At 65.7% G+C, this 18534-nt stretch carries 17 protein-coding genes; 12 read left to right on the top strand and 5 right to left on the bottom strand.

Annotation, left to right across the window (positions count from 1 at the left end; all coding sequences use genetic code 11):
* Window positions 1–41 precede the first annotated feature (41 nt).
* Window positions 42–434, bottom strand: coding sequence for a DUF4398 domain-containing protein (locus tag HZR81_RS04795; RefSeq protein WP_500127454.1), 393 nt, complete (start codon window positions 432–434; stop codon window positions 42–44).
* A 270-nt stretch (window positions 435–704) separates the two neighbouring features.
* Window positions 705–1046, bottom strand: coding sequence for a hypothetical protein (locus HZR81_RS04790; RefSeq protein WP_063539977.1), 342 nt, complete (start codon window positions 1044–1046; stop codon window positions 705–707).
* Between the two features lie 251 nt (window positions 1047–1297).
* Between HZR81_RS04790 and ppc the strand changes: the two genes are divergently transcribed.
* The 7 genes from ppc (at window position 1298) to HZR81_RS04755 (ending at window position 8525) form a co-directional block, all read left to right on the top strand.
* On the top strand, window positions 1298–3937 hold the full coding sequence (gene ppc, locus HZR81_RS04785; RefSeq protein WP_500127453.1) for a phosphoenolpyruvate carboxylase: 2640 nt from the start codon (window positions 1298–1300) through the stop codon (window positions 3935–3937).
* 243 nt (window positions 3938–4180) lie between these two features.
* On the top strand, window positions 4181–4828 hold the full coding sequence (adk, locus tag HZR81_RS04780; RefSeq protein WP_200595601.1) for an adenylate kinase: 648 nt from the start codon (window positions 4181–4183) through the stop codon (window positions 4826–4828).
* A gap of 132 nt (window positions 4829–4960) precedes the next feature.
* Window positions 4961–5638 carry a tRNA (adenosine(37)-N6)-threonylcarbamoyltransferase complex dimerization subunit type 1 TsaB gene (gene tsaB / locus HZR81_RS04775; RefSeq protein WP_500127452.1) on the top strand — a complete coding sequence of 226 codons (678 nt, stop codon included), beginning with the start codon at window positions 4961–4963 and terminating at the stop codon, window positions 5636–5638.
* Window positions 5639–5702: 64 nt separating this feature from the next.
* Window positions 5703–6047: a hypothetical protein gene (locus HZR81_RS04770; protein ID WP_500127451.1), complete on the top strand. Its 345-nt coding sequence runs from the start codon at window positions 5703–5705 to the stop codon at window positions 6045–6047.
* Between the two features lie 11 nt (window positions 6048–6058).
* The gene (locus tag HZR81_RS04765) at window positions 6059–6916 is read left to right on the top strand and encodes a DUF72 domain-containing protein (protein ID WP_500127471.1); all 858 of its coding nucleotides are present in this window, start codon (window positions 6059–6061) and stop codon (window positions 6914–6916) included.
* Between the two features lie 68 nt (window positions 6917–6984).
* Window positions 6985–7677: an extensin-like domain-containing protein gene (locus HZR81_RS04760; RefSeq protein ID WP_500127450.1), complete on the top strand. Its 693-nt coding sequence runs from the start codon at window positions 6985–6987 to the stop codon at window positions 7675–7677.
* Window positions 7678–7748: 71 nt separating this feature from the next.
* Window positions 7749–8525, top strand: a complete 777-nt coding sequence (locus tag HZR81_RS04755; protein WP_500127449.1) for a class I SAM-dependent methyltransferase — start codon at window positions 7749–7751, stop codon at window positions 8523–8525.
* A gap of 27 nt (window positions 8526–8552) precedes the next feature.
* On the opposite strand, the gene HZR81_RS04750 is transcribed toward HZR81_RS04755, so the two are convergent.
* Window positions 8553–9188 carry a TetR/AcrR family transcriptional regulator gene (locus tag HZR81_RS04750; RefSeq protein ID WP_500127448.1) on the bottom strand — a complete coding sequence of 212 codons (636 nt, stop codon included), beginning with the start codon at window positions 9186–9188 and terminating at the stop codon, window positions 8553–8555.
* Window positions 9189–9282: 94 nt separating this feature from the next.
* Here HZR81_RS04750 and HZR81_RS04745 point away from each other — a divergent pair, with 94 nt between their 5' ends.
* Together HZR81_RS04745 and HZR81_RS04740 are read left to right on the top strand one after the other, a co-directional pair.
* Window positions 9283–10383, top strand: coding sequence for an efflux RND transporter periplasmic adaptor subunit (locus HZR81_RS04745; protein WP_500127447.1), 1101 nt, complete (start codon window positions 9283–9285; stop codon window positions 10381–10383).
* A gap of 5 nt (window positions 10384–10388) precedes the next feature.
* Window positions 10389–13469 carry an efflux RND transporter permease subunit gene (locus tag HZR81_RS04740; RefSeq protein WP_436785403.1) on the top strand — a complete coding sequence of 1027 codons (3081 nt, stop codon included), beginning with the start codon at window positions 10389–10391 and terminating at the stop codon, window positions 13467–13469.
* Between the two features lie 32 nt (window positions 13470–13501).
* On the opposite strand, the gene HZR81_RS04735 is transcribed toward HZR81_RS04740, so the two are convergent.
* Window positions 13502–14062 (bottom strand): TetR/AcrR family transcriptional regulator, encoded by a 561-nt coding sequence (locus HZR81_RS04735; RefSeq protein ID WP_500127446.1) that lies wholly within the window; start codon window positions 14060–14062, stop codon window positions 13502–13504.
* A gap of 151 nt (window positions 14063–14213) precedes the next feature.
* On the opposite strand from HZR81_RS04735, the gene HZR81_RS04730 reads away from it, so the two are divergent.
* The 3 genes from HZR81_RS04730 (at window position 14214) to HZR81_RS04720 (ending at window position 17084) form a co-directional block, all read left to right on the top strand.
* Entirely contained in the window at window positions 14214–14807 is a 594-nt protein-coding gene (locus HZR81_RS04730; RefSeq protein ID WP_500127470.1) for a glutathione S-transferase family protein, read from the top strand.
* Window positions 14808–14812: 5 nt separating this feature from the next.
* On the top strand, window positions 14813–15607 hold the full coding sequence (locus HZR81_RS04725; protein WP_500127445.1) for an MBL fold metallo-hydrolase: 795 nt from the start codon (window positions 14813–14815) through the stop codon (window positions 15605–15607).
* A 136-nt stretch (window positions 15608–15743) separates the two neighbouring features.
* The gene (locus tag HZR81_RS04720) at window positions 15744–17084 is read left to right on the top strand and encodes a sensor domain-containing protein (RefSeq protein ID WP_500127444.1); all 1341 of its coding nucleotides are present in this window, start codon (window positions 15744–15746) and stop codon (window positions 17082–17084) included.
* Between the two features lie 9 nt (window positions 17085–17093).
* Here the strand turns inward: HZR81_RS04720 and mapR are convergent, their stop codons facing one another.
* Window positions 17094–18500 carry a GntR family transcriptional regulator MpaR gene (mapR, locus tag HZR81_RS04715; protein WP_500127469.1) on the bottom strand — a complete coding sequence of 469 codons (1407 nt, stop codon included), beginning with the start codon at window positions 18498–18500 and terminating at the stop codon, window positions 17094–17096.
* Between the last annotated feature and the right edge of the window lie 34 nt (window positions 18501–18534).

Below are 18534 nucleotides of genomic sequence, written 5' to 3'. Positions count from 1 at the left end.
ATCCTTTGTGCAATAAACGGAATGTCGAACCTGATGCGGGTTCAGCGAACGCTGCGCATGCTTTCCTCGCGCAGCTCACGGATTCCCTGCTGTGCGTCCTCAACGGCCTTCTGCGCCTTGGCCGCTTCGGCCTTGCGCTCGGCAACGCGGGCATCCCATTCGGCCTGTTCGGCCAGCTTGCGGGCTTGTTCGTAGTTTTCCTTCTGCATGGCCAGCTCGGCCTCTTTCCATTTTTCCTGCGCGGCACGCATCTCCACGGCGGCGTACTCGGTGCCGCCCGCGCTGACCGCGCTGCGCACTGCCGATCCGGTCACTGCGAACTGCTCGGTCGGTGGGTTGCCCGCACAGGCCGTCAGCAGCAGGCCGCCCAATGCAATGGCTGCAAGCTTGGGTAGCTGGAATCTCGAAGCGTGGGTTGCGACAGCTTTGTTCATGGTCAGTCTCCAGTTCGAATTGCTTAACGGATAGCTACCGTCCCTGGCCGGGCAGTGGGCTGATTAGTGCACTACCGATGTCGGGACATATTTTTGTGAGGTCACACGGCGTCAAACGTTCCGTCGAATTGGCGGGCTAGAGCGGTCGTCAGCGAAACGGCAAGGGGGTGAAGTGTGTAGCGAGGGCGGAGCCGCGCGGGATTCCGCGCGGCAGAGGGGAGTGCGGCCGCCGGCGCTGCGCGCTCGCGGCCGCTAGCAGCGACCGATGACTCAGCTGTCTGCGTCTGGCTCGTCGAGCATGCGCTTGAGGTGCTTGCGCGACAGCTCGAGAAAGCGCGGAGTGGGGCCCACGTCTTCATAGACCGGGTCGCCCTGTTCGTCGGTGGCGATCACATGCGTGCCGCGTACATAGGGCAGGCTGGTCTCGACCGCTTCGAGGGCGGCGCCGACCAGTTCGCCGAGCAGCGCCTCTGTGCTGCGCTTGGGATACATCTCGGCCAGGGCGGCCAGCCGTGCCGCGCTCTCGACATCCAGGGGGATGCTGTAGGTGGTATGGCTCATGCGGCCCTTGGCGTCGCGCTCCCAATGACTGACAAGCTCGGAAATTCTCATGGTTACTCCTTAATGCCCGCGCGCACGAGCGGTGATAGCGGTGATGACTGGGCTTGCATGCCCACGCGCGCTAGCCATTGATGCCTTGTCATGGCGCTGCGTGGTGGGCACTCTGGTTGGAGATAATTTCAGCGTAGCCGTTCAGGATCGTTTGCCCAGCGAAGCGTCTGATGCATAGCGGCGAATCGGTCGTGCAAGACTGGCGAGGCTCGCGAAACTCATTGGCCGTATTGGCGGGAGGAGCAAAGGTCATGGCGAAAATCATCGATGCGCGCCTGCGCGACAACGTGCATCTGCTCGGCGAGCTGCTCGGCAATACCATCCGTGCCCAGCACGGCGATCAGTTCTTCGACAAGATCGAGCGCATTCGCAAGGGGGCCAAGGCCGCCCGGCGAGGATCGGCCGAGGGCGCGCAGCAGCTGGCAGAGACGCTGGACAGCCTGGACGAGCACGAGCTGCTGCCGATGACCCGGGCGTTCAACCAGTTTCTCAACCTGGCCAACATCGCCGAGCAGTATCACCAGGTCCGTCGCCGTACAGCCAGTGAGCCTGCGCCGTTCGAGGCGAGCGTCTTCCCCGATCTGCTCGAACGCCTGAAGGCGGCCGGCCACGGCGACGAGTTTCTCGCCCGCCAGGTCAGCCGGCTGGATATCGAGCTGGTGCTGACAGCCCACCCGACCGAGGTATCGCGGCGCACCCTGATCCAGAAGTACGACGCCATCGCCGAGCAGCTGGCGGCACGCGACCACACCGATCTCTCGGCCGCCGAGCTGGCCCGGATCGAGCTGCAGCTGCAGCGTCTGGTCGCCGAGGTGTGGCACACCGAGGAAATCCGTCGCAACCGGCCGACGCCCGTGGAAGAGGCCAGGTGGGGCTTTGCGGCGATCGAGAACTCGTTGTGGAAGGCCGTACCCAATGTCCTGCGCCAGACCGATGCCACGCTGCGCCGACTGACCGGCCTGCACCTGCCGCTGGAGGCAGCACCGATTCGCTTCGCTTCCTGGATGGGCGGCGACCGCGACGGCAACCCCAATGTCACCGCAATGGTCTCCCGCGAAGTTCTGCTGACGGCACGCTGGGTCGCCGCCGACCTGTACCTGCGGGAGATCGAGGGGCTGATCACGGCGCTGTCGATGAGCGCGGCCAGTGACGAGCTGCTACGCCAGACGGGGGAGTCGCCCGAACCCTACCGCGTATTGCTCAAGCCACTGCGTCAGCGCTTGCGGGCAACCCGTGACTGGGCGCGGGCCGCCATCGAGCACGGCCAGCCAGCGCCGGCAGACGTGCTGCAGGATTGCGCGCAGCTGCGGCGACCGCTGGAACTGTGCTACCGCTCGCTGCATGCCTGCGGCATGGGCATGATCGCCGACGGCGCCTTGCTCGATTGCCTGCGTCGGCTTGCCGTGTTCGGCCTGTTCCTGGTGCGCCTGGATATCCGCCAGGATGCCGCTCGCCATGCCGCTGCGCTGGCCGAGATCACCGACTATCTGGGCCTGGGCGACTACCAGCAGTGGGACGAGCAGCGTCGGCTGGAATGGCTTCAGCAGGAGTTGGGCAACCGCCGCCCATTGTTGCCGGCCCACTATCACCCGTCAGCCGATACCGCCGAAGTGCTGGCTACCTGCGCGGTGATCGCCGAGGCGCCTGCCACTTCTCTGGGCTCCTATGTGATTTCCATGGCGCATGCGGCCTCCGACGTGCTCGCCGTGCAGCTTTTGCTCAAGGAGGCGGGCCTGCAGCGTCCGATGCGCGTGGTGCCGCTGTTCGAAACCCTTGATGACCTGAACAACGCCGCGCCGATCATCGACCGTCTGCTGTCTCTGCCCGGCTACCGTCAGCGCCTGCACGGACCGCAGGAAGTGATGATCGGCTACTCCGATTCGGCTAAGGATGCCGGCACCACGGCGGCAGCCTGGGCTCAGTACCGCGCTCAGGAGCAGCTGGTGGACGTCTGTCGCGAGCACGGCGTGGAGCTGTTGTTGTTCCACGGCCGTGGTGGCACCGTCGGGCGTGGGGGCGGCCCGGCGCATGCAGCGATCCTTTCGCAACCGCCGGGATCGGTCGACGGGCGGTTCCGTACGACCGAGCAGGGCGAAATGATTCGCTTCAAGTTCGGGCTTCCGGATATCGCCGAGCAGAATCTGAATCTGTACCTCGCCGCCGTGCTGGAAGCGACGCTTCTGCCACCACCGTTGCCTGAAGCCGGTTGGCGGGAAACCATGGATCGCCTGGCCGAGGATGGGGTCAGCGCCTACCGCGGCGTAGTGCGTGAGCATCCAATGTTCGTCGAGTATTTCCGCCAGGCCACGCCTGAGCTTGAGCTGGGCCGCCTGCCGTTGGGCAGCCGCCCAGCCAAGCGCCGCGAAGGCGGCGTGGAGAGCCTGCGGGCGATCCCCTGGATCTTCGCCTGGACCCAGACCCGACTGATGCTGCCGGCCTGGCTGGGCTGGGAGCACGCCCTGCATCGTGCGCTGGAGCGCGGCGAGGCGGAAAGGCTGGCCGAGATGCGTGCGCGCTGGCCATTCTTCAGCACACGCATCGACATGCTGGAGATGGTGCTGGCCAAGGCCGACGCCGACATCGCTCGGCGCTACGACGAGCGGCTGGTGCAACCTGAGCTGCTTTCGCTGGGCGGCGATCTGCGTGACCGATTGTCGCAGGTCATCGGTGCGGTGCTGAGCATGACCGGCCAGTCAGATCTGCTCGATCACAGCCCCAAGACCCAGGAGGCGTTCAGTCTGCGCAACACTTACCTGGATCCGCTGCACCTGATGCAGATCGAGTTGCTGGCGCGTTCGCGAAATTGCCAGAGCCCGGCCGAGAGCCCTTTGGAGCAAGCCTTGCTGGTCAGCGTGGCGGGTATCGCCGCTGGGCTGCGCAACACCGGTTAAGGTGTCCGGCGAGCGGATCGGCGGGCATACAGCTACCCTGACAGCCCGGTCGCCCGGCTACCAATTCCGCGATTTATGCAGGGTGATAGACGCTTTGGGGACGGCTTGTGCCGTCCCGGTGCGCTGTGTATCGTGTTCAACCTTTTGTCGCATGGCGGCAAACCAGAATTTTTGATTCGACAGCGACGAGCCGCACCGGCCCGCTGGCGATCGCCCCCTTCCAAGAAAATCGAGGACTCATCCATGCGTGTGATTCTGCTGGGAGCGCCCGGTGCCGGCAAAGGTACCCAGGCAGGCTTCATTACCAAAAAATTCGGTATTCCGCAGATCTCCACGGGCGACATGCTGCGTGCGGCTGTCAAGGCCGGCACCGAACTAGGCCTCAAGGCCAAGAGCGTGATGGATGCTGGCGGTCTGGTGTCCGATGACCTGATCATCAACCTGGTCAAGGAGCGCATCGCTCAGCCCGATTGCGCCAATGGTTTTCTCTTCGACGGTTTCCCACGCACCATTCCGCAGGCCGAAGCGCTGAAGGAAGCCGGTGTGCGCATCGACAACGTGATCGAAATCGCCGTGGATGATGAAGAGATCGTTGGCCGTATCGCTGGTCGTCGTGTGCATCCGGCTTCCGGTCGCGTCTATCACACCGAGCACAATCCGCCGAAGGTTGCCGGCAAGGACGACGAGACTGGAGAAGACCTGATCCAGCGCGAAGACGACAAGGAAGAGACCGTGCGTCATCGCCTGTCCGTCTACCACGCGCAGACCAAGCCGCTGGTGGACTTCTACCAGAGCCTGGCCGCCGCCGAAGGCACGCCGAAATACAGTTGCATCGAAGGCGTCGGTTCCGTGGACGAAATCACCGCCAAGGTGTTCGCCGCTCTTAGCTGATCGCGCCGAGCGACACGCTTCGATCAATGCCCGTATCCTTGGATACGGGCATTTTCGTTTCTGGCTGGGCACCGCAACCCGGCGCTTGAATGCGTTAGAATCTGCGCCTTTTTTACCGATCGGAATGCCCTGATGACCACGCTGCTGGCCCTGGATACCGCCACCGAAGCCTGCTCAGTCGCGCTGTTGCATGACGGCAAGGTAGCGAGTCACTACGAGGTGATTCCGCGCCTGCACGCCCAGCGTCTGCTGCCGATGGTGCAGGCGTTGCTCGGCGAAGCCGGCGTCGCGCTGTCGGCTGTGGATGCCATCGCCTTCGGGCGCGGACCGGGCGCCTTCACGGGCGTGCGCATCGCCATCGGCGTGGTGCAGGGGCTGGCGTTCGCTCTGCAGCGCCCGGTGCTGCCGGTGTCCACGCTGGCAACCATCGCGCAGCGGGCCTGGCGCGAACAGGGCACGACGCAGGTCGCCGCGGCCATCGACGCACGCATGGACGAGGTCTACTGGGGCTGTTACCGCGAGCAGAGCGGGGAGATGCGGCTGGTCGGCAGCGAGGCCGTGCTTCCGCCCGAGCAGGCCGTTCTGCCGCGCGCTGCGGACGGCGACTGGTTCGGCGCCGGCACTGGCTGGGGCTATGCCGAGCGCATACCGGTGGCGGTGCAGGGCTGCGACGCCGCCCTGTTGCCCCACGCCGAAGACCTGCTGCGCCTGGCTGCGTTTGCCTGGCAGCGTGGCGAGGCGCTGGAGGCCGATCAGGCCCAGCCGGTGTACCTGCGCGACAACGTCGCGACGCCGAAAGGGATCAAATGACGCGAGCCGTTGCCAAAGCCATGGCCGCCCGTTAGAGTCGCCGGGCCTCTGATCGAGTCCAATGATGCGCGTCGATAGCTTCCTCCCTGTCCCCTATGCAACGGATCGTTCTGCCCGTACCGGCAGGGCGGCGGATAGCTATGGGGAAACGCAGCGGGCCGCACAGGCTCAGCGCGGTGTCGATTCGCGCACCGGGCAAGACTATCAGCCCCAGGCCGATCGCCCGCAACAGCGGGTCAACTCCAGTGCGCTGGTGGAGCGCTACGCCGCCTTCCGCTATGACGAGCCGCAGCCCGAGCGGCCGCTTTCCAGTCGGGTTGCCCTGGCCCTGGCGAGCTATACCAGCACCGCCAGCATGCCCGTGGATCTCGACGGCACCGAGGTGCTCGGGCTCGACCTTTACGCCTGAGGCGCTTTCTTCTGCCGCAGTTTCCCTATTTTCTCGGTTGCCCTTCCTGGAACGAGAGCGCCTGGCTCGGCTCGCTCTACCCGCCGGGTACGCCGGCGTCCGAGTTCCTGGCCGAGTACTGCGCGGTGTTCAACACGGTCGAAGGCAATACCACGCTGTATGCCTGGCCGTCAGATGACAAGGTTCAGCGCTGGGCCAGCCAGATGCCGGACGATTTTCGCTTCTGCGCCAAGTTTCCCCGGGAGATCAGCCAGGCCGAGAATCTGCATGCAGCGCTGGACGCGGCGCAGTCCTTCCGGCGCCTGTTGCAGCCGCTGGGGCGGCGGGTGACGCCGTTCTGGCTGCAGCTGCCGGCCAGCGTGGGTCCGGCCAGGCTTGCAGAACTGGCCGCCTTCATCGAAGGCTTCGCGGCGCCGCTGGCCATCGAGGTGCGCCATCCGGCCTTCTTCGACAAGGGTGACGGCGAGCGGGCGCTCAATCGGCTGCTGCGTGATCGCGGCGTGGAGCGCATCTGTCTCGACAGTCGGGCGCTGTTCAGCTGCCGCTCAAGCGATCCGGCGCTGTTGCATGCGCAGAGCAAGAAGCCGCGTCTGCCGGTGCGGCCGGTGGCGTTCAGCGATTCGCCGCAGCTGCGGTTCGTGGGGCATCCGCAGCTGGAAGCCAACGATCCCTTTCTCGCACCCTGGCTGGCCAAGGTGGCGGACTGGATCGAGGCGGGCAAGACGCCGCACGTCTATCTGCATACGCCGGACAACCACCGCGCACCGGAACTGGCCATGCGCTTCCACCAGCTGCTGAGCGAGCGGCTGCCCGGCATGCCAGCGCTTGCCGCCGTCCGCCAGGCGCCGCAGCTGTCGCTGTTGGACTGAACGGGCCGCCTGACCAGTTTTGTAAAACACCGCGTTCAACTTCGCCGCTGCGTCGTTGCCCATAGGGTATGACCTTCGGCCGATTCTTCCTCCTTTTGTTGACGCTGCTGGCCGGCTTCGTGCTGGCGGTGCAGCAGCAGCTGATCGATATCCCGCCGCGCTGGAATCCCTGGGCGCCGCTGGATATTCGCGAGCCGCCGAACCTACTGACCTCGCTCAAGCTTCGCCGCCTGCAACAGGATCGCTCCCTCTGCGAACAGGCGCAGGCCACGGCACCGCTGCGTTACGCCGCCGTGCCGAACAGCACGCCGGAACCTGGCTGCCCGGTGCAGAACAGTGTGCGGGTGCAGGGTTCGGACGTGCGTTTCAACGGGCCGTTTCTGGCCACCTGTCCACTGGCGGCCGCCTATGCGATGTTCGAGATGCACGGCCTGCAGCCGGCCGCGCAGGCTGTGTTCGGCCAGCCGGTGGTGCGCATCGATCATTTCGGCAGCTTCGCCTGCCGCAACATCGCCCGCAGCAATCGCCGTAGCCAGCATGCCAGTGCCAATGCGCTGGATCTGGCCGGCTTTCATCTGCAGGACGGCACGCGTATCACGGTGGCGCGGGACTGGCAGGGCGAGGGCGACAAGGCGCGCTTCCTGCGTCAGGTACGGGATGCGGCCTGCAAGGCCTTCAACGTGACGCTGGGGCCGGAATACAACGCGGCCCATCACGATCACTTCCATGTGGATATGGGCGGTTTCGGCATGTGCCGTTAGGTGCGCTAGCCCAGACGTCCGCAGGCCCGCTCTGGCACAATGCGCCGCTTTGAATCGTCCTCGGGGCCCCCATGTCCGCAAGCAATCCTCTGGTTCGGGTCGAGCCGCTCGCGCCGTCATTCGCCGCAGCCGCTGGCCAATGGGCGCAGCGCCTCGGTTTGCCGCAGGAGCTGGCCGAGGCCGAGTTCGCGCTGCAGGTGGGCGAGGCCGGTTTGCAGCTGCAGCTGCTCGAGGCGCAGGCGCCGGGGCCGGTGCGGGTGGATTTCGTTGAGGGGGCGGCGGCGCATCGGCGCCAGTTCGGTGGTGGCAGCGGGCAGATGATCGCCAAAGCCGTGGGCGTTCAGCCCGGTATCCGGCCGCGGGTGCTGGATGCCACCGCCGGCCTCGGACGCGACGCCTTTGTGTTGGCAACGCTGGGATGCGAGGTCAGCCTGATCGAGCGCCAGCCGCTGATTGCCGCGCTGCTGGAGGATGGCCTGAGTCGCGCGGCAGCAGACACCGAGGTGGGGGCAATCGCCGCGCGGATGACCTTGCTCAAGGGCAACGCCATCGAATTGATGCAGCACTGGCAGGGCGAGCCGCCGCAGGTCGTCTACCTCGACCCGATGTTCCCGCACCGTGACAAGAGTGCGCTGGTGAAGAAAGAGATGCGCCTGTTCCGACCCTTCGTCGGCGACGACCTGGACGCGCCGGCGTTGCTTGCCGCCGCGCTGGAGCTGGCCAGCCACCGGGTGGTGGTCAAGCGCCCGCGCAAGGCGCCGGCCATTGATGGCGCCAAGCCCGGCTACAGTCTGGAAGGCAAGTCCAGCCGCTACGACATCTACCCGAAGAAGAAGCTGCAGGCCTGAAACCGGGCAGACGACGCTGCGCCGGGCTTAGCCGCGGTAGGCGCGCAGAAAGACGCCCACCGCATCCTCCACGTGCTGATCACTTTCCGCCTGGCTCGGTGCTTCGGCATAGCCAACCAGCAGGCGAAAGTGTTGCGCGCCCTTGATCAGTGAACAGTAATGCTCGGCTGCACGCAGCGGGTCGTCGATGCGTAGCAGGCCGAGCGCGTCGGCCTGGCCGAACAGCTGTTGCAGATCCAGCAGCAGCTGCTGCGGGCCGGCATCGAAGAACATCTTCACCAGCCCCGGATTCTGCGTCGCCATCGCCACCATCACCCGATGCAGGCCGATGGACTCGGGGCTGTTGACCAGTTCATTGAAGGCGCCGCCAATCGCCAGCAGCACCTTCTCGATATCGCAGTCCGCCTCCACCTGAAACAGCCGCCTCGGCAAGCGTGTCTCGCAGGTGGTCTTCACGGCGGCGCTGAAGAGCGCCTCCTTGTCCTTGAAGTGGCTGTACAGCGTGAGCTTGGAAACCCCGGCTTCGCTGGCGATGGCTTCCATGCTGCTGCCCTCGTAGCCATTGCCGAGGAACAGTACCTGCGCCGCGGCGAGAATCGCCTCGCGCTTGGCGGGGTCCTTCGGGCGGCCGGGACCGGGGGATGGAGAATGACTTTCGATCATGGGCGTTTTAATAGTGGACTGGCTGGTACGCTATTTTTACTATACCGCGCAGTATAAGTATTCCAATCCGCTTCGCGACAGAGAGACCTTCATCGTGTTCCGACATGTCCTGTCCTTCGCCTCCGTGCTTGGTTTAGCGCTCACTCTGACCGCCTGTGGCAATGGCGAGCCGCCAGAGCAGCTACCGCGGCCGGTCATGGTCGTGCATCCGCAACCGGCCAGCGAGGCACGCGAAAGCTATCCCGGCGAAGTGCACGCGCGCTACGAGCCTGAGCTGGCGTTCCGTATCGGCGGCAAGGTCGTCGAGCGGCTGGTGGAGGCCGGCGATCGGGTGCGCAAGGACCAGCCGCTGGCGCGCCTCGACCCGCAGGACGTGCGCCTGCAGCTGGACGGCATGCGCGCCCAGGTCGCCGCCGCGGAAGCCAACCTGCGGGTGGCCAAGGCGGAATACGATCGCTATCAGGCGCTGCTCGGCCGCCAGCTGGTCAGCCAGTCGCAATTCGACAATGCAGACAACGCCTACCGCGCTGCTGCGGCCCGTCTGCAACAGGCTCGGGCCGAGTTCGACGTGGCCAGCAACCAGGTCGATTACGCGGTGCTGCGTGCCACCCGCGATGGCCTGATCGCCCAGCGTCGCATCGAAGTCGGGCAGGTGGTGGCGGCCGGGCAGACGGCCTTCGTGCTGGCGGCCGATGGTGAGCGCGAAGTCGCCATCGATCTGCCGGAACAGTCGCTGGAGCGCTACCGGATCGGCCAGGAAGTGGAGGTCGAGCTCTGGTCGCAGCCGGGCCGGCAGTACCGCGGCCAGATTCGCGAGCTCTCGCCGGCCGCCGACGCGCAGTCACGGACCTATTCCGCGCGCGTCGCCTTCACCGAGCAGGATGTGCCGGCCGAGCTGGGCCAAAGCGCGTTGGTGAGCATCCGCCGTGACGGCGACGTTGCTCTGGCGGTGCCGCTCTCCGCACTCAGCGCCGAACAGGGCAGGGCGTACGTCTGGCGGCTCAGACCCGACTCCACCGTGGAGCGTGTCGAGGTCCGTACCGGTGCGTTCGGTGAGCAGCTGGTGCCGGTGCTTGAAGGGCTCGCTGCCGATGACTGGATCGTGCTGGCCGGAGGGCAGATGCTCAGCGACAACCAGCCGGTGCGGCCGGTCGATCGCCACAACCGCCCCGTCGAGCTGGCTGCCCAGGAGTAACCGCGATGCGCTTCAATCTTTCCGCCTGGGCGCTGCAGAACCGACAGATCGTCGTCTACCTGATGCTGCTGCTGGCCCTCGTCGGTGCGCTGTCCTACAGCAAGCTCGGGCAGAGCGAGGACCCCCCGTTCACCTTCAAGGCCATGGTCATCCAGACCCAGTGGCCGGGCGCGACGGCCGAAGAGGTTTCACGCCAGGTCACCGAACGCATCGAGAAGAAGCTGATGGAGACCGGCGAGTACGAGCGCATCGTCTCCTTCTCACGGCCGGGCGAGTCCAACGTCACCTTCATGGCACGAGACTCGATGCGCTCGAAGGACATCCCCGACCTCTGGTACCAGATCCGCAAGAAGATCGGCGACATTCGCCACACGCTGCCACCGGGCGTACAGGGGCCGTTCTTCAACGACGAGTTCGGCACCACCTTCGGCAACATCTACGCGCTGACCGGTGAAGGTTTCGACTACGCGATCCTCAAGGACTACGCCGACCGCATTCAGCTGCAACTGCAGCGGGTGAAGAACGTTGGCAAGGTCGAGCTGATCGGCCTGCAGGACGAGAAAATCTGGATCGAACTGTCCAACGTCAAGCTGGCCACCCTCGGTGTTCCGCTGGAAGCCGTGCGCCAGGCGCTGGAGGCGCAGAACGCGGTGACCGCCGCCGGTTTCGTCGAGACCATCAGCGATCGGGTGCAGCTGCGCGTCACCGGTAGCTTCGAGACGGTCAAGGAAATTCGCGATTTTCCCATCCGCGTCGCCGGGCGCACGTTCCGCATCGGTGATGTGGCCGAAGTGCACCGCGGTTTCAACGACCCGCCTGCGCCGCGGATGCGCTTCATGGGCGAGCCTGCCCTTGGCCTCGCCGTGTCGATGAAGAGCGGCGGCGACATCCTGGTGCTCGGCGAGGCACTGGAGCAGGAGTTCGCTCGCCTGCAGCAGGAACTGCCGGCCGGCATGCAGCTGCGCAAGGTCTCGGACCAGCCGGCGGCGGTGAAGACCAGCGTCGGTGAGTTCGTCAAGGTGCTGATCGAGGCGCTGGTGATCGTGCTGCTGGTGAGCTTCTTCTCCCTCGGGGTGCGCACCGGCCTGGTGGTGGCGCTGTCGATTCCGCTGGTGCTGGCGATGACCTTTGCTGCCATGAACTACCTGGACATCGGCCTGCACAAGATTTCCCTCGGCGCGCTGGTGCTGGCGCTGGGGTTGATGGTGGACGACGCGATCATCGCGGTCGAGATGATGGCGATCAAGATGGAACAGGGCTATGACCGGCTACGTGCCGCCAGCTTCGCCTGGACCAGTACGGCCTTTCCGATGCTGACCGGAACGCTGATCACCGCGGCGGGTTTCCTGCCCATCGCCACGGCCAACTCCAGCACCGGCGAGTACACCCGCTCGATCTTCCAAGTGGTGGCGATCTCGCTGATCGCCTCCTGGATCGCTGCGGTGATGTTCGTGCCGCTGATTGGGGAGAAGCTGCTGCCGGACATGGCCAAGAAAACTGCGCACAAGCACGGCGGAATGGGCGAGGGACACGATCCCTACTCCACGCCGTTCTACCAGCGCGTACGGCGCGTGGTCACCTTCTGCGTACGCCGGCGCAAGACCGTCATCCTGCTCACCCTGGCGATCTTCGCCGCCGCGGTGGTGCTGTTCCGCCTGGTGCCGCAACAGTTCTTCCCGGCCTCCGGCCGTTTGGAGCTGATGGTGGACCTCAAGCTGGCCGAAGGCGCCTCGCTGAAGGCGACCGAAGCGGAGGTGGCGCGGCTGGAACAGCTGCTCAAGGAACGGGCTGGCATCGACAACTACGTGGCCTATGTCGGCACCGGCTCGCCGCGTTTCTACCTGCCGCTGGATCAGCAGCTGCCGGCAACCAGCTTCGCCCAGTTCGTCGTGCTGGCCGACAGCATCGAGTCCCGCGAGGCCCTGCGCAGCTGGCTGATCGAGCGCATGCGTGAGGACTTCCCGACTCTGCGCGGTCGCGTCACGCGGCTGGAGAACGGCCCGCCGGTGGGCTATCCGGTGCAGTTCCGTGTCACCGGCGAGCACATCGATGTGGTGCGTGGGCTGGCGCGGCAGGTCGCCGCCAAGGTGGGCGAGAACCCGCATGTGGCCAACGTCCATCTGGACTGGCAGGAGCCAAGCAAGATGGTCCGCCTGAACGTCGATCAGGATCGCGCTCGTGCGCTGGGGGTGAGTACCGCGGAGCTGTCCGGCTTTCTGCGGCGGACTTTCATCGGCAACAGGGTCAGCCAGTTCCGTGAAGACAACGAGCTGATCGAGATCCTCCTGCGCGGCACCGAGCGTGAGCGGCTGGAGCTGTCCATGCTGCCGAGCCTGGCGATTCCCACCGAGAGCGGCCGCAGCGTACCGCTATCGCAGGTGGCGACGCTGGAGTACGGCTTCGAGGAAGGCGTGATCTGGCACCGCAACCGCCTGCCGACGGTCACCGTGCGCGCCGATGTCTACGGCGATGAGCAACCTGCCGCACTGGTTCGGCAGATCGAGCCGACCCTGGCCGATATCCGCGCGCAGCTGCCCAGTGGCTACCTGCTGGAAGTCGGCGGCACGGTGGAGGATTCCGAGCGCGGCCAGCGTTCTGTGAATGCCGGCCTGCCGCTGTTCGTCATTGTCGTGATGACCCTGCTGATGGCGCAGCTCAAGAGCTTCTCGCGTTCGGCCATGGTGTTCCTCACGGCGCCGCTGGGCATCATCGGGGTGGCGCTGTTCCTGCTGCTGTTCGGCCAGCCGTTCGGCTTCGTGGCGATGCTCGGTACCATCGCGCTGTCGGGAATGATCATGCGCAACTCGGTGATCCTGGTGGATCAGATCGAGCAGGATATCGGTGCTGGGCAGGCGCGTTTCAGCGCTATCGTCGAGGCTACGGTGCGGCGCTTCCGACCCATCGTGCTGACGGCGCTGGCCTCGGTGCTGGCGATGATTCCGCTATCGCGCAGCATCTTCTTCGGGCCGATGGCGGTGGCGATCATGGGCGGGCTGATCGTCGCCACGGCGCTAACGCTGCTGTTCCTGCCGGCGCTGTACGCGGCCTGGTTCCGGGTTCGCGAAGACGAGGCGAGCGCCGGCTGACGGTGTTTATCGGGCGCGCCTGACCGGCGCGCTCAGATGCCTGCGGCGGTCAGCAGGCACTCGGCGGCGGCCTTGGCGTCCAGCGCCTGCTCGCCTGGACCCTCGATGTGCGCCATGCTAAGCGCCCCTTCGAGCAGATACTGCAGCTGCCGCGCCAGCCGCAGCGGCTCGGGGGCATCCAACCGTTCCAGCAGTTCGCGCAGATGACTCTGCAGCTCCGCCTTGTAGGCCGCCGAGCGCCGATGGATGGGGTGCTCACGGTCCTGATATTCGGCCGCAGCGTTGATGAACAGGCAGCCGCAGAAGGCGCCGTTGCCATGGATCATCCCGTGCAGCCCATCGAAAACGCCCAGTAGCGCCTCGCGCGGCGGCAGCTTGCCGGCGCGCTCGCGCAGGCGCGCCAGCATCAGCTCGTGACGGGCGTCCAGCACGGCGAGGATCAGCTCGTCCTTGGACTTGAAGTGCTTGTACAGGGTCATCTTGGCCACACCGGACTCGGCCAGGATGCGGTCGATGCCGGTGGCGTGATAACCCTCGCGATAGAACAGATTCTCTGCGGTGTTGAGCAGCTGGTCGCGCTTGTTCGATGCCATGGATACCTCCTGCGGTTCGACCATTATGCGGGAGCGCTCGTCCCTCGCTCCAGCTGGCAGTTCCTTCGTGGGTGCTTGAAGTGTACAGACAGGTCTGTCTATTATCCAGTCGTGCCCAATGACCAAGCACATCAATGAAGAGGACAACACCATGAAGCTCCATGACCTGTCGCTGTCCGGCAATTGCCACAAGGTTCGCCTGTTCCTCAGCCTGATCGGCAAGCCGGTCGAGCGTCTGCCGGTGAATCTGCTGGCGGGCGAGCACAAGCAGCCGGCGTTCCGTGCGATCAACCCGCGCGGGCAGATTCCGGTGCTCGAGGATGGCGAATTCCGTCTCGAGGATTCCCAGGCGATCCTGGTCTATCTGGCCCAGCGTTATGCCCCTGAGTGGTACCCGCGGGACGCCGAGACCCAGGGCCGCATCGCCAGCTGGCTGAGCTTCGCTGCCAACGAGGTGCAGCACGGTCCGGCTACGCTGCGTCTGGGCAAGCTGTTCGGCCGGCCGATCGACGAGTCGCTGGCCCAGGCGCGCGCCGCCAGCGCCTCGCGCACGCTCGAACGGCACCTCGCGCAGCATGCCTGGCTGGCGCAGACGGGGGCGCCGACTATCGCGGACGTTGCCGTCTACCCGAATGTCGCGCTCGGTGGCGACGGCGGGCTCGATCTGCAGGCATATCCGTCGCTGCAGGCCTGGTTCGGGCGCATCCGCGCGCTGCCCGGCTATGTCGGCATGCCCGGGTTGTAGCCGTCATGAACATGCGCAAAGTGTGGACGCTCGGCGAGCGCATCCAGCAGCGGGCCGGGCGAGTCGTCGCAATGTTGCTGGTTGCGCTGCTGGGTGCGGTGGCTTCGGCCAATGCCGTAGCGGAAGGGTTGCGTTTCAGTCTGTTGAAGACGGCGCAGAGCGAAAGTGGCGACTTCCTGCTGCGCCGCGGCGGTTGGCAGCCTCAGCCACGGACCCAGCACATCGCCATTCTGATCGAGCATCGCGGCACCCGTCTGCTGTTCGGTACCGGGTTGGGGCGGCAGATCGATACGCAGCTGGACGCCGAGCTGCCGTGGCGGATCAAGCGCTACGGCGAGGTGCAACCGGCACGCGACCAGCTGGAGCGGGACGGGCTGGACATCGACCGTATAGTGCTGGGCTGCGTGCGCTGGGAGCATGCTTCGGGGCTGGCCGACTTCCCAGGCGTGCCGGTGCTGGCCAGCCCGGACAGCCTCGACTACCTGCGTACGGCGACACCTCCGGCGGTACTGCCGAGCCAGTTCCGCCATCCGATCGACTGGCAGCCCCTGCAATTCGAGGCGCGGCCTTATCTCGGGCACGGGCAAAGTCTCGATCTGTTCGGTGACGGGCAGCTGGTACTGGTCGCGCTGACCGAGCACGGTGCGGTCGGCCTGTACCTGACCCTGGCCGACGGCCGTCGATTCTTCTTCCGCGGTGACCGCCGGGGGCAGCAGGGCAGTGCGCCACAGGGTGTGGCGGCGTTGCGCGATGCCGACATCCAGGCCGCGCTCGGCTTCTATCCGCGTTGGGTGCAATGAAGTGCGAGCAGGAAGAAAAAAACAGCGCGGCCGTCACCGATTTAGGCGATGCTAAAAGCATGGCACGGGCGTTCACACGGTTGCGAAAGCGTCGATCGTCCGGCCTGCGCCCAATGGCCGAAGTAGGTCTGCCGCTGTGAAGACGGATAGCTGCGAGCCCCTGGCAAGTGTCGTCGATTTGTTACTGGATGCGATCTGCGTTGTCGATGCGCAGGGCAACTTCGTTTACGCCAGCGCCGCCTGCGAGCGCATCTTCGGCTATACGCCGCAGGAGATGGTCGGCAAGCGCATGATCGAGATGGTCTATCCCGAAGACCGCGCCCGGACCCTGGCGGCCGCCAAGGAGGTCATGGCCGATCAGCCGCTGCTGCACTTCGAGAACCGCTACGTGCGCAAGGACGGCGGTGTCGTGCACATCATGTGGTCGGCCTGCTGGTCGACCGATAACAAGCTGCGCATCGGCGTGGCGCGTGACATCACCCAGCGCAAGCAGTCCGAAGCGATGCAGGCGGCGCTCTATTCCATTTCCGAAGCGGCGCATGGCGCGAAAGATCTGGCCGCGCTGTATCAGCAGATTCATCAGACCATTGCCCAGCTGCTGCCGGTGGACGATTTCATCGTCGCCATCCGCAATACTGCCAGCGGCGAACTCGCCTATCCCTACCAGGCGCTGGCGCTCGACGCGACTGCTCTGCCGGCGGAGCCTGCGGCGTCTCTGTGTTTTTCCGTTCTGCATGGCGCACAAGCGTTGCGCTTCAACGCCGACTCGATGCGTGCGCTGGCGCTCCCGCTCGGTGACGGGGATCTCCACGCCTGGTGGTTGGGTGTGCCGCTCAACTCTAGCGAGGGCGTGATCGGCGTCCTGTTGCTCAAGAGCACCGCGGCGCCCTACACCGAGAAGGATCAGGAGCTGCTGCAGTTCGTCTCGATGCAGGTGGTCACGGCAATCGAGCGCAAGCAGCTGTATGCGCGCCTGCACCGAATGGCACAGTACGACGAACTCACCGGCCTGCCGAACCGCGCCTGTTTTCGCGATCGCCTGGACACGGCCCTGGCACGGGTGCGGCGCAACGGCGGGCGCATCGCCTTGCTCTACCTAGACCTGGACCGGTTCAAGCAGGTCAACGACACCTACGGGCATGGCGGCGGTGATCAGCTGCTGCAGACCGTCGCCGAACGCCTCGGCGGTTGCGTGCGGGACACCGATACGGTGGCGCGGCTGGGCGGTGACGAGTTCGTGGTATTGCTGGAAAGCATCATCGACGCGGAGGACGCCCAGCGGGTGGTGGCCAAGATCCGCGACGCCTTCGAGGCGCCGTTGCCGATTGCCGGACACAGCCTGGAGATCGGCATGAGCATTGGTATCGCCCTCTACCCGGAGGACGGCGAAGTGGAGGCGCAGCTGCTCAAGCAGGCCGATGAGCGCATGTACCTGATGAAGAGCGGCGGCGGGCAGCTACCGGTGGATTGCGCCTGAGTCTGACGCTCAGAAGGACTTCAGCATCCTGCCCAGCAGCTCCATCGCCTGCTCGCTGCGGGCGTCCCATGGATGGCCATGGTTCAGCCGCGCGCAGTTGCGGAAGCGCTGGGTCGCCGAGAAGATCGGCCCCGGCGCCAGGCTGATACCCTGGGCCAGCGCCAGTTGCAGCAGCTGCAGTGAGTCCACCTGCTCGGGAAATTCGAACCAGAGAAAGTAGCCGCCACTGGGCTGCGTAACCCGCGTGCTCGCCGGGAAATGGCGGGCCGCGGAGGCGAGCATCGCGTCCTGCTGCATCTCCAGCGCGTGACGCAGCTTGCGCAAGTGGCGGTCGTAGCCGCCATGCTGCAGGTAGTCGGCGATGGCGGCTTGCGCCGGCACGGAAGGGGAGATGGTGGTCATCAGCTTGAGCCGGGTGATCTGCTCGGCGTAGCGCCCGCCGGCGACCCAGCCGACCCGGTAGCCGGGCGCCAGGCTCTTGGAAAACGAACCGCAATGCATCACCAGGCCTTCGCGATCATGGCTCTTCACCGGCTTGGGCGGCTCGCGGGTGAAGTACAGTTCGGCGTAGACGTCGTCCTCGATCAGCGCCACCTGATGGCGCTGCAGCAGATCGTAGAGCTGCTTCTTCGCCTCGCCCATGCTCGCGCCCAGCGGGTTCTGCAGGCTGCTCATGAACCAGCAGGCCTTGATCGGCAGGTGCGCGAGGCGATCGGCGAGAATCTCCAGATCGATGCCTTCGCGCGGGTGGACGGGAATCTCCACCGCTTTGAGCTTGAGCCGTTCCAGCACCTGCAGCGTGGCGTAGAACGCCGGCGACTCGATCGCCACCAGGTCACCCGGCTCCGTCACCACCTGCAGGCAGAGGTTCAGCGCTTCCATCGCACCGGTGGTGATCACCAGCTCGTCCATCGGCAGCATCACCCCGCTGACCATGTAGCGCAGGGCGATCTGCCGGCGCAGGTCCGGGTTGCCCGCGGTCATCTCGGCGATCACTTCGCGTGCCGGCATGTCGCGCACGCTCTGTGCCATCGAGCGCGCCAGGCGTTGCAGGGGAAACAGCTCGGGGCTGGGAAACGCCGAACCGAAGGGTACGGTGGCCGGGTCGCGCAGCGAGGTGAGCACGGAGAAAACCAGCTCGCTGACGCCCACCTCGGTGGTTTCCGCCGGACGGGTGCTGATGTCTGGTTCGTGAAGCGGGCGCTTGGCATGTTCGCGGACGAAATAGCCCGAACGCGCCCGCGCCTGGATCAGCCCGCGGTCTTCCAGCAGGTAGTAGGCCTGGAACACGGTGGACGGGCTGACGCCATAGGTGCGGCTGGCGTGGCGCACCGAGGGCACCTTTTCCCCGGGGGCGAGCACGCCGCTGCGGATCAGTTCGGCAATCTCATCGGCGAATTTCTCGTAACGCTTCATCGTGTCCGGGCCGTGGCGGTTGGGCATGGCCAGT

Source organism: Pseudomonas sp. LM13 (genome assembly GCF_041381355.1).
Lineage (GTDB): Bacteria > Pseudomonadota > Gammaproteobacteria > Pseudomonadales > Pseudomonadaceae > Stutzerimonas > Stutzerimonas frequens.
This window is presented reverse-complemented; position numbering and strand designations above follow the sequence as displayed.

Coding starts and splice junctions, on each gene's coding strand:
- ppc (WP_500127453.1), top strand. CDS start 1,298: ATGGCGAAAATCATCGATGCGCGCCTGCGCGACAACGTGCATCTGCTC.
- mapR (WP_500127469.1), bottom strand. CDS start 18,500: ATGAAGCGTTACGAGAAATTCGCCGATGAGATTGCCGAACTGATCCGC.
- HZR81_RS04730 (WP_500127470.1), top strand. CDS start 14,214: ATGAAGCTCCATGACCTGTCGCTGTCCGGCAATTGCCACAAGGTTCGC.
- HZR81_RS04725 (WP_500127445.1), top strand. CDS start 14,813: ATGAACATGCGCAAAGTGTGGACGCTCGGCGAGCGCATCCAGCAGCGG.
- HZR81_RS04760 (WP_500127450.1), top strand. CDS start 6,985: ATGACCTTCGGCCGATTCTTCCTCCTTTTGTTGACGCTGCTGGCCGGC.
- HZR81_RS04790 (WP_063539977.1), bottom strand. CDS start 1,046: ATGAGAATTTCCGAGCTTGTCAGTCATTGGGAGCGCGACGCCAAGGGC.
- HZR81_RS04755 (WP_500127449.1), top strand. CDS start 7,749: ATGTCCGCAAGCAATCCTCTGGTTCGGGTCGAGCCGCTCGCGCCGTCA.
- HZR81_RS04750 (WP_500127448.1), bottom strand. CDS start 9,188: ATGATCGAAAGTCATTCTCCATCCCCCGGTCCCGGCCGCCCGAAGGAC.
- HZR81_RS04735 (WP_500127446.1), bottom strand. CDS start 14,062: ATGGCATCGAACAAGCGCGACCAGCTGCTCAACACCGCAGAGAATCTG.
- HZR81_RS04740 (WP_436785403.1), top strand. CDS start 10,389: ATGCGCTTCAATCTTTCCGCCTGGGCGCTGCAGAACCGACAGATCGTC.
- HZR81_RS04770 (WP_500127451.1), top strand. CDS start 5,703: ATGCGCGTCGATAGCTTCCTCCCTGTCCCCTATGCAACGGATCGTTCT.
- tsaB (WP_500127452.1), top strand. CDS start 4,961: ATGACCACGCTGCTGGCCCTGGATACCGCCACCGAAGCCTGCTCAGTC.
- adk (WP_200595601.1), top strand. CDS start 4,181: ATGCGTGTGATTCTGCTGGGAGCGCCCGGTGCCGGCAAAGGTACCCAG.
- HZR81_RS04795 (WP_500127454.1), bottom strand. CDS start 434: ATGAACAAAGCTGTCGCAACCCACGCTTCGAGATTCCAGCTACCCAAG.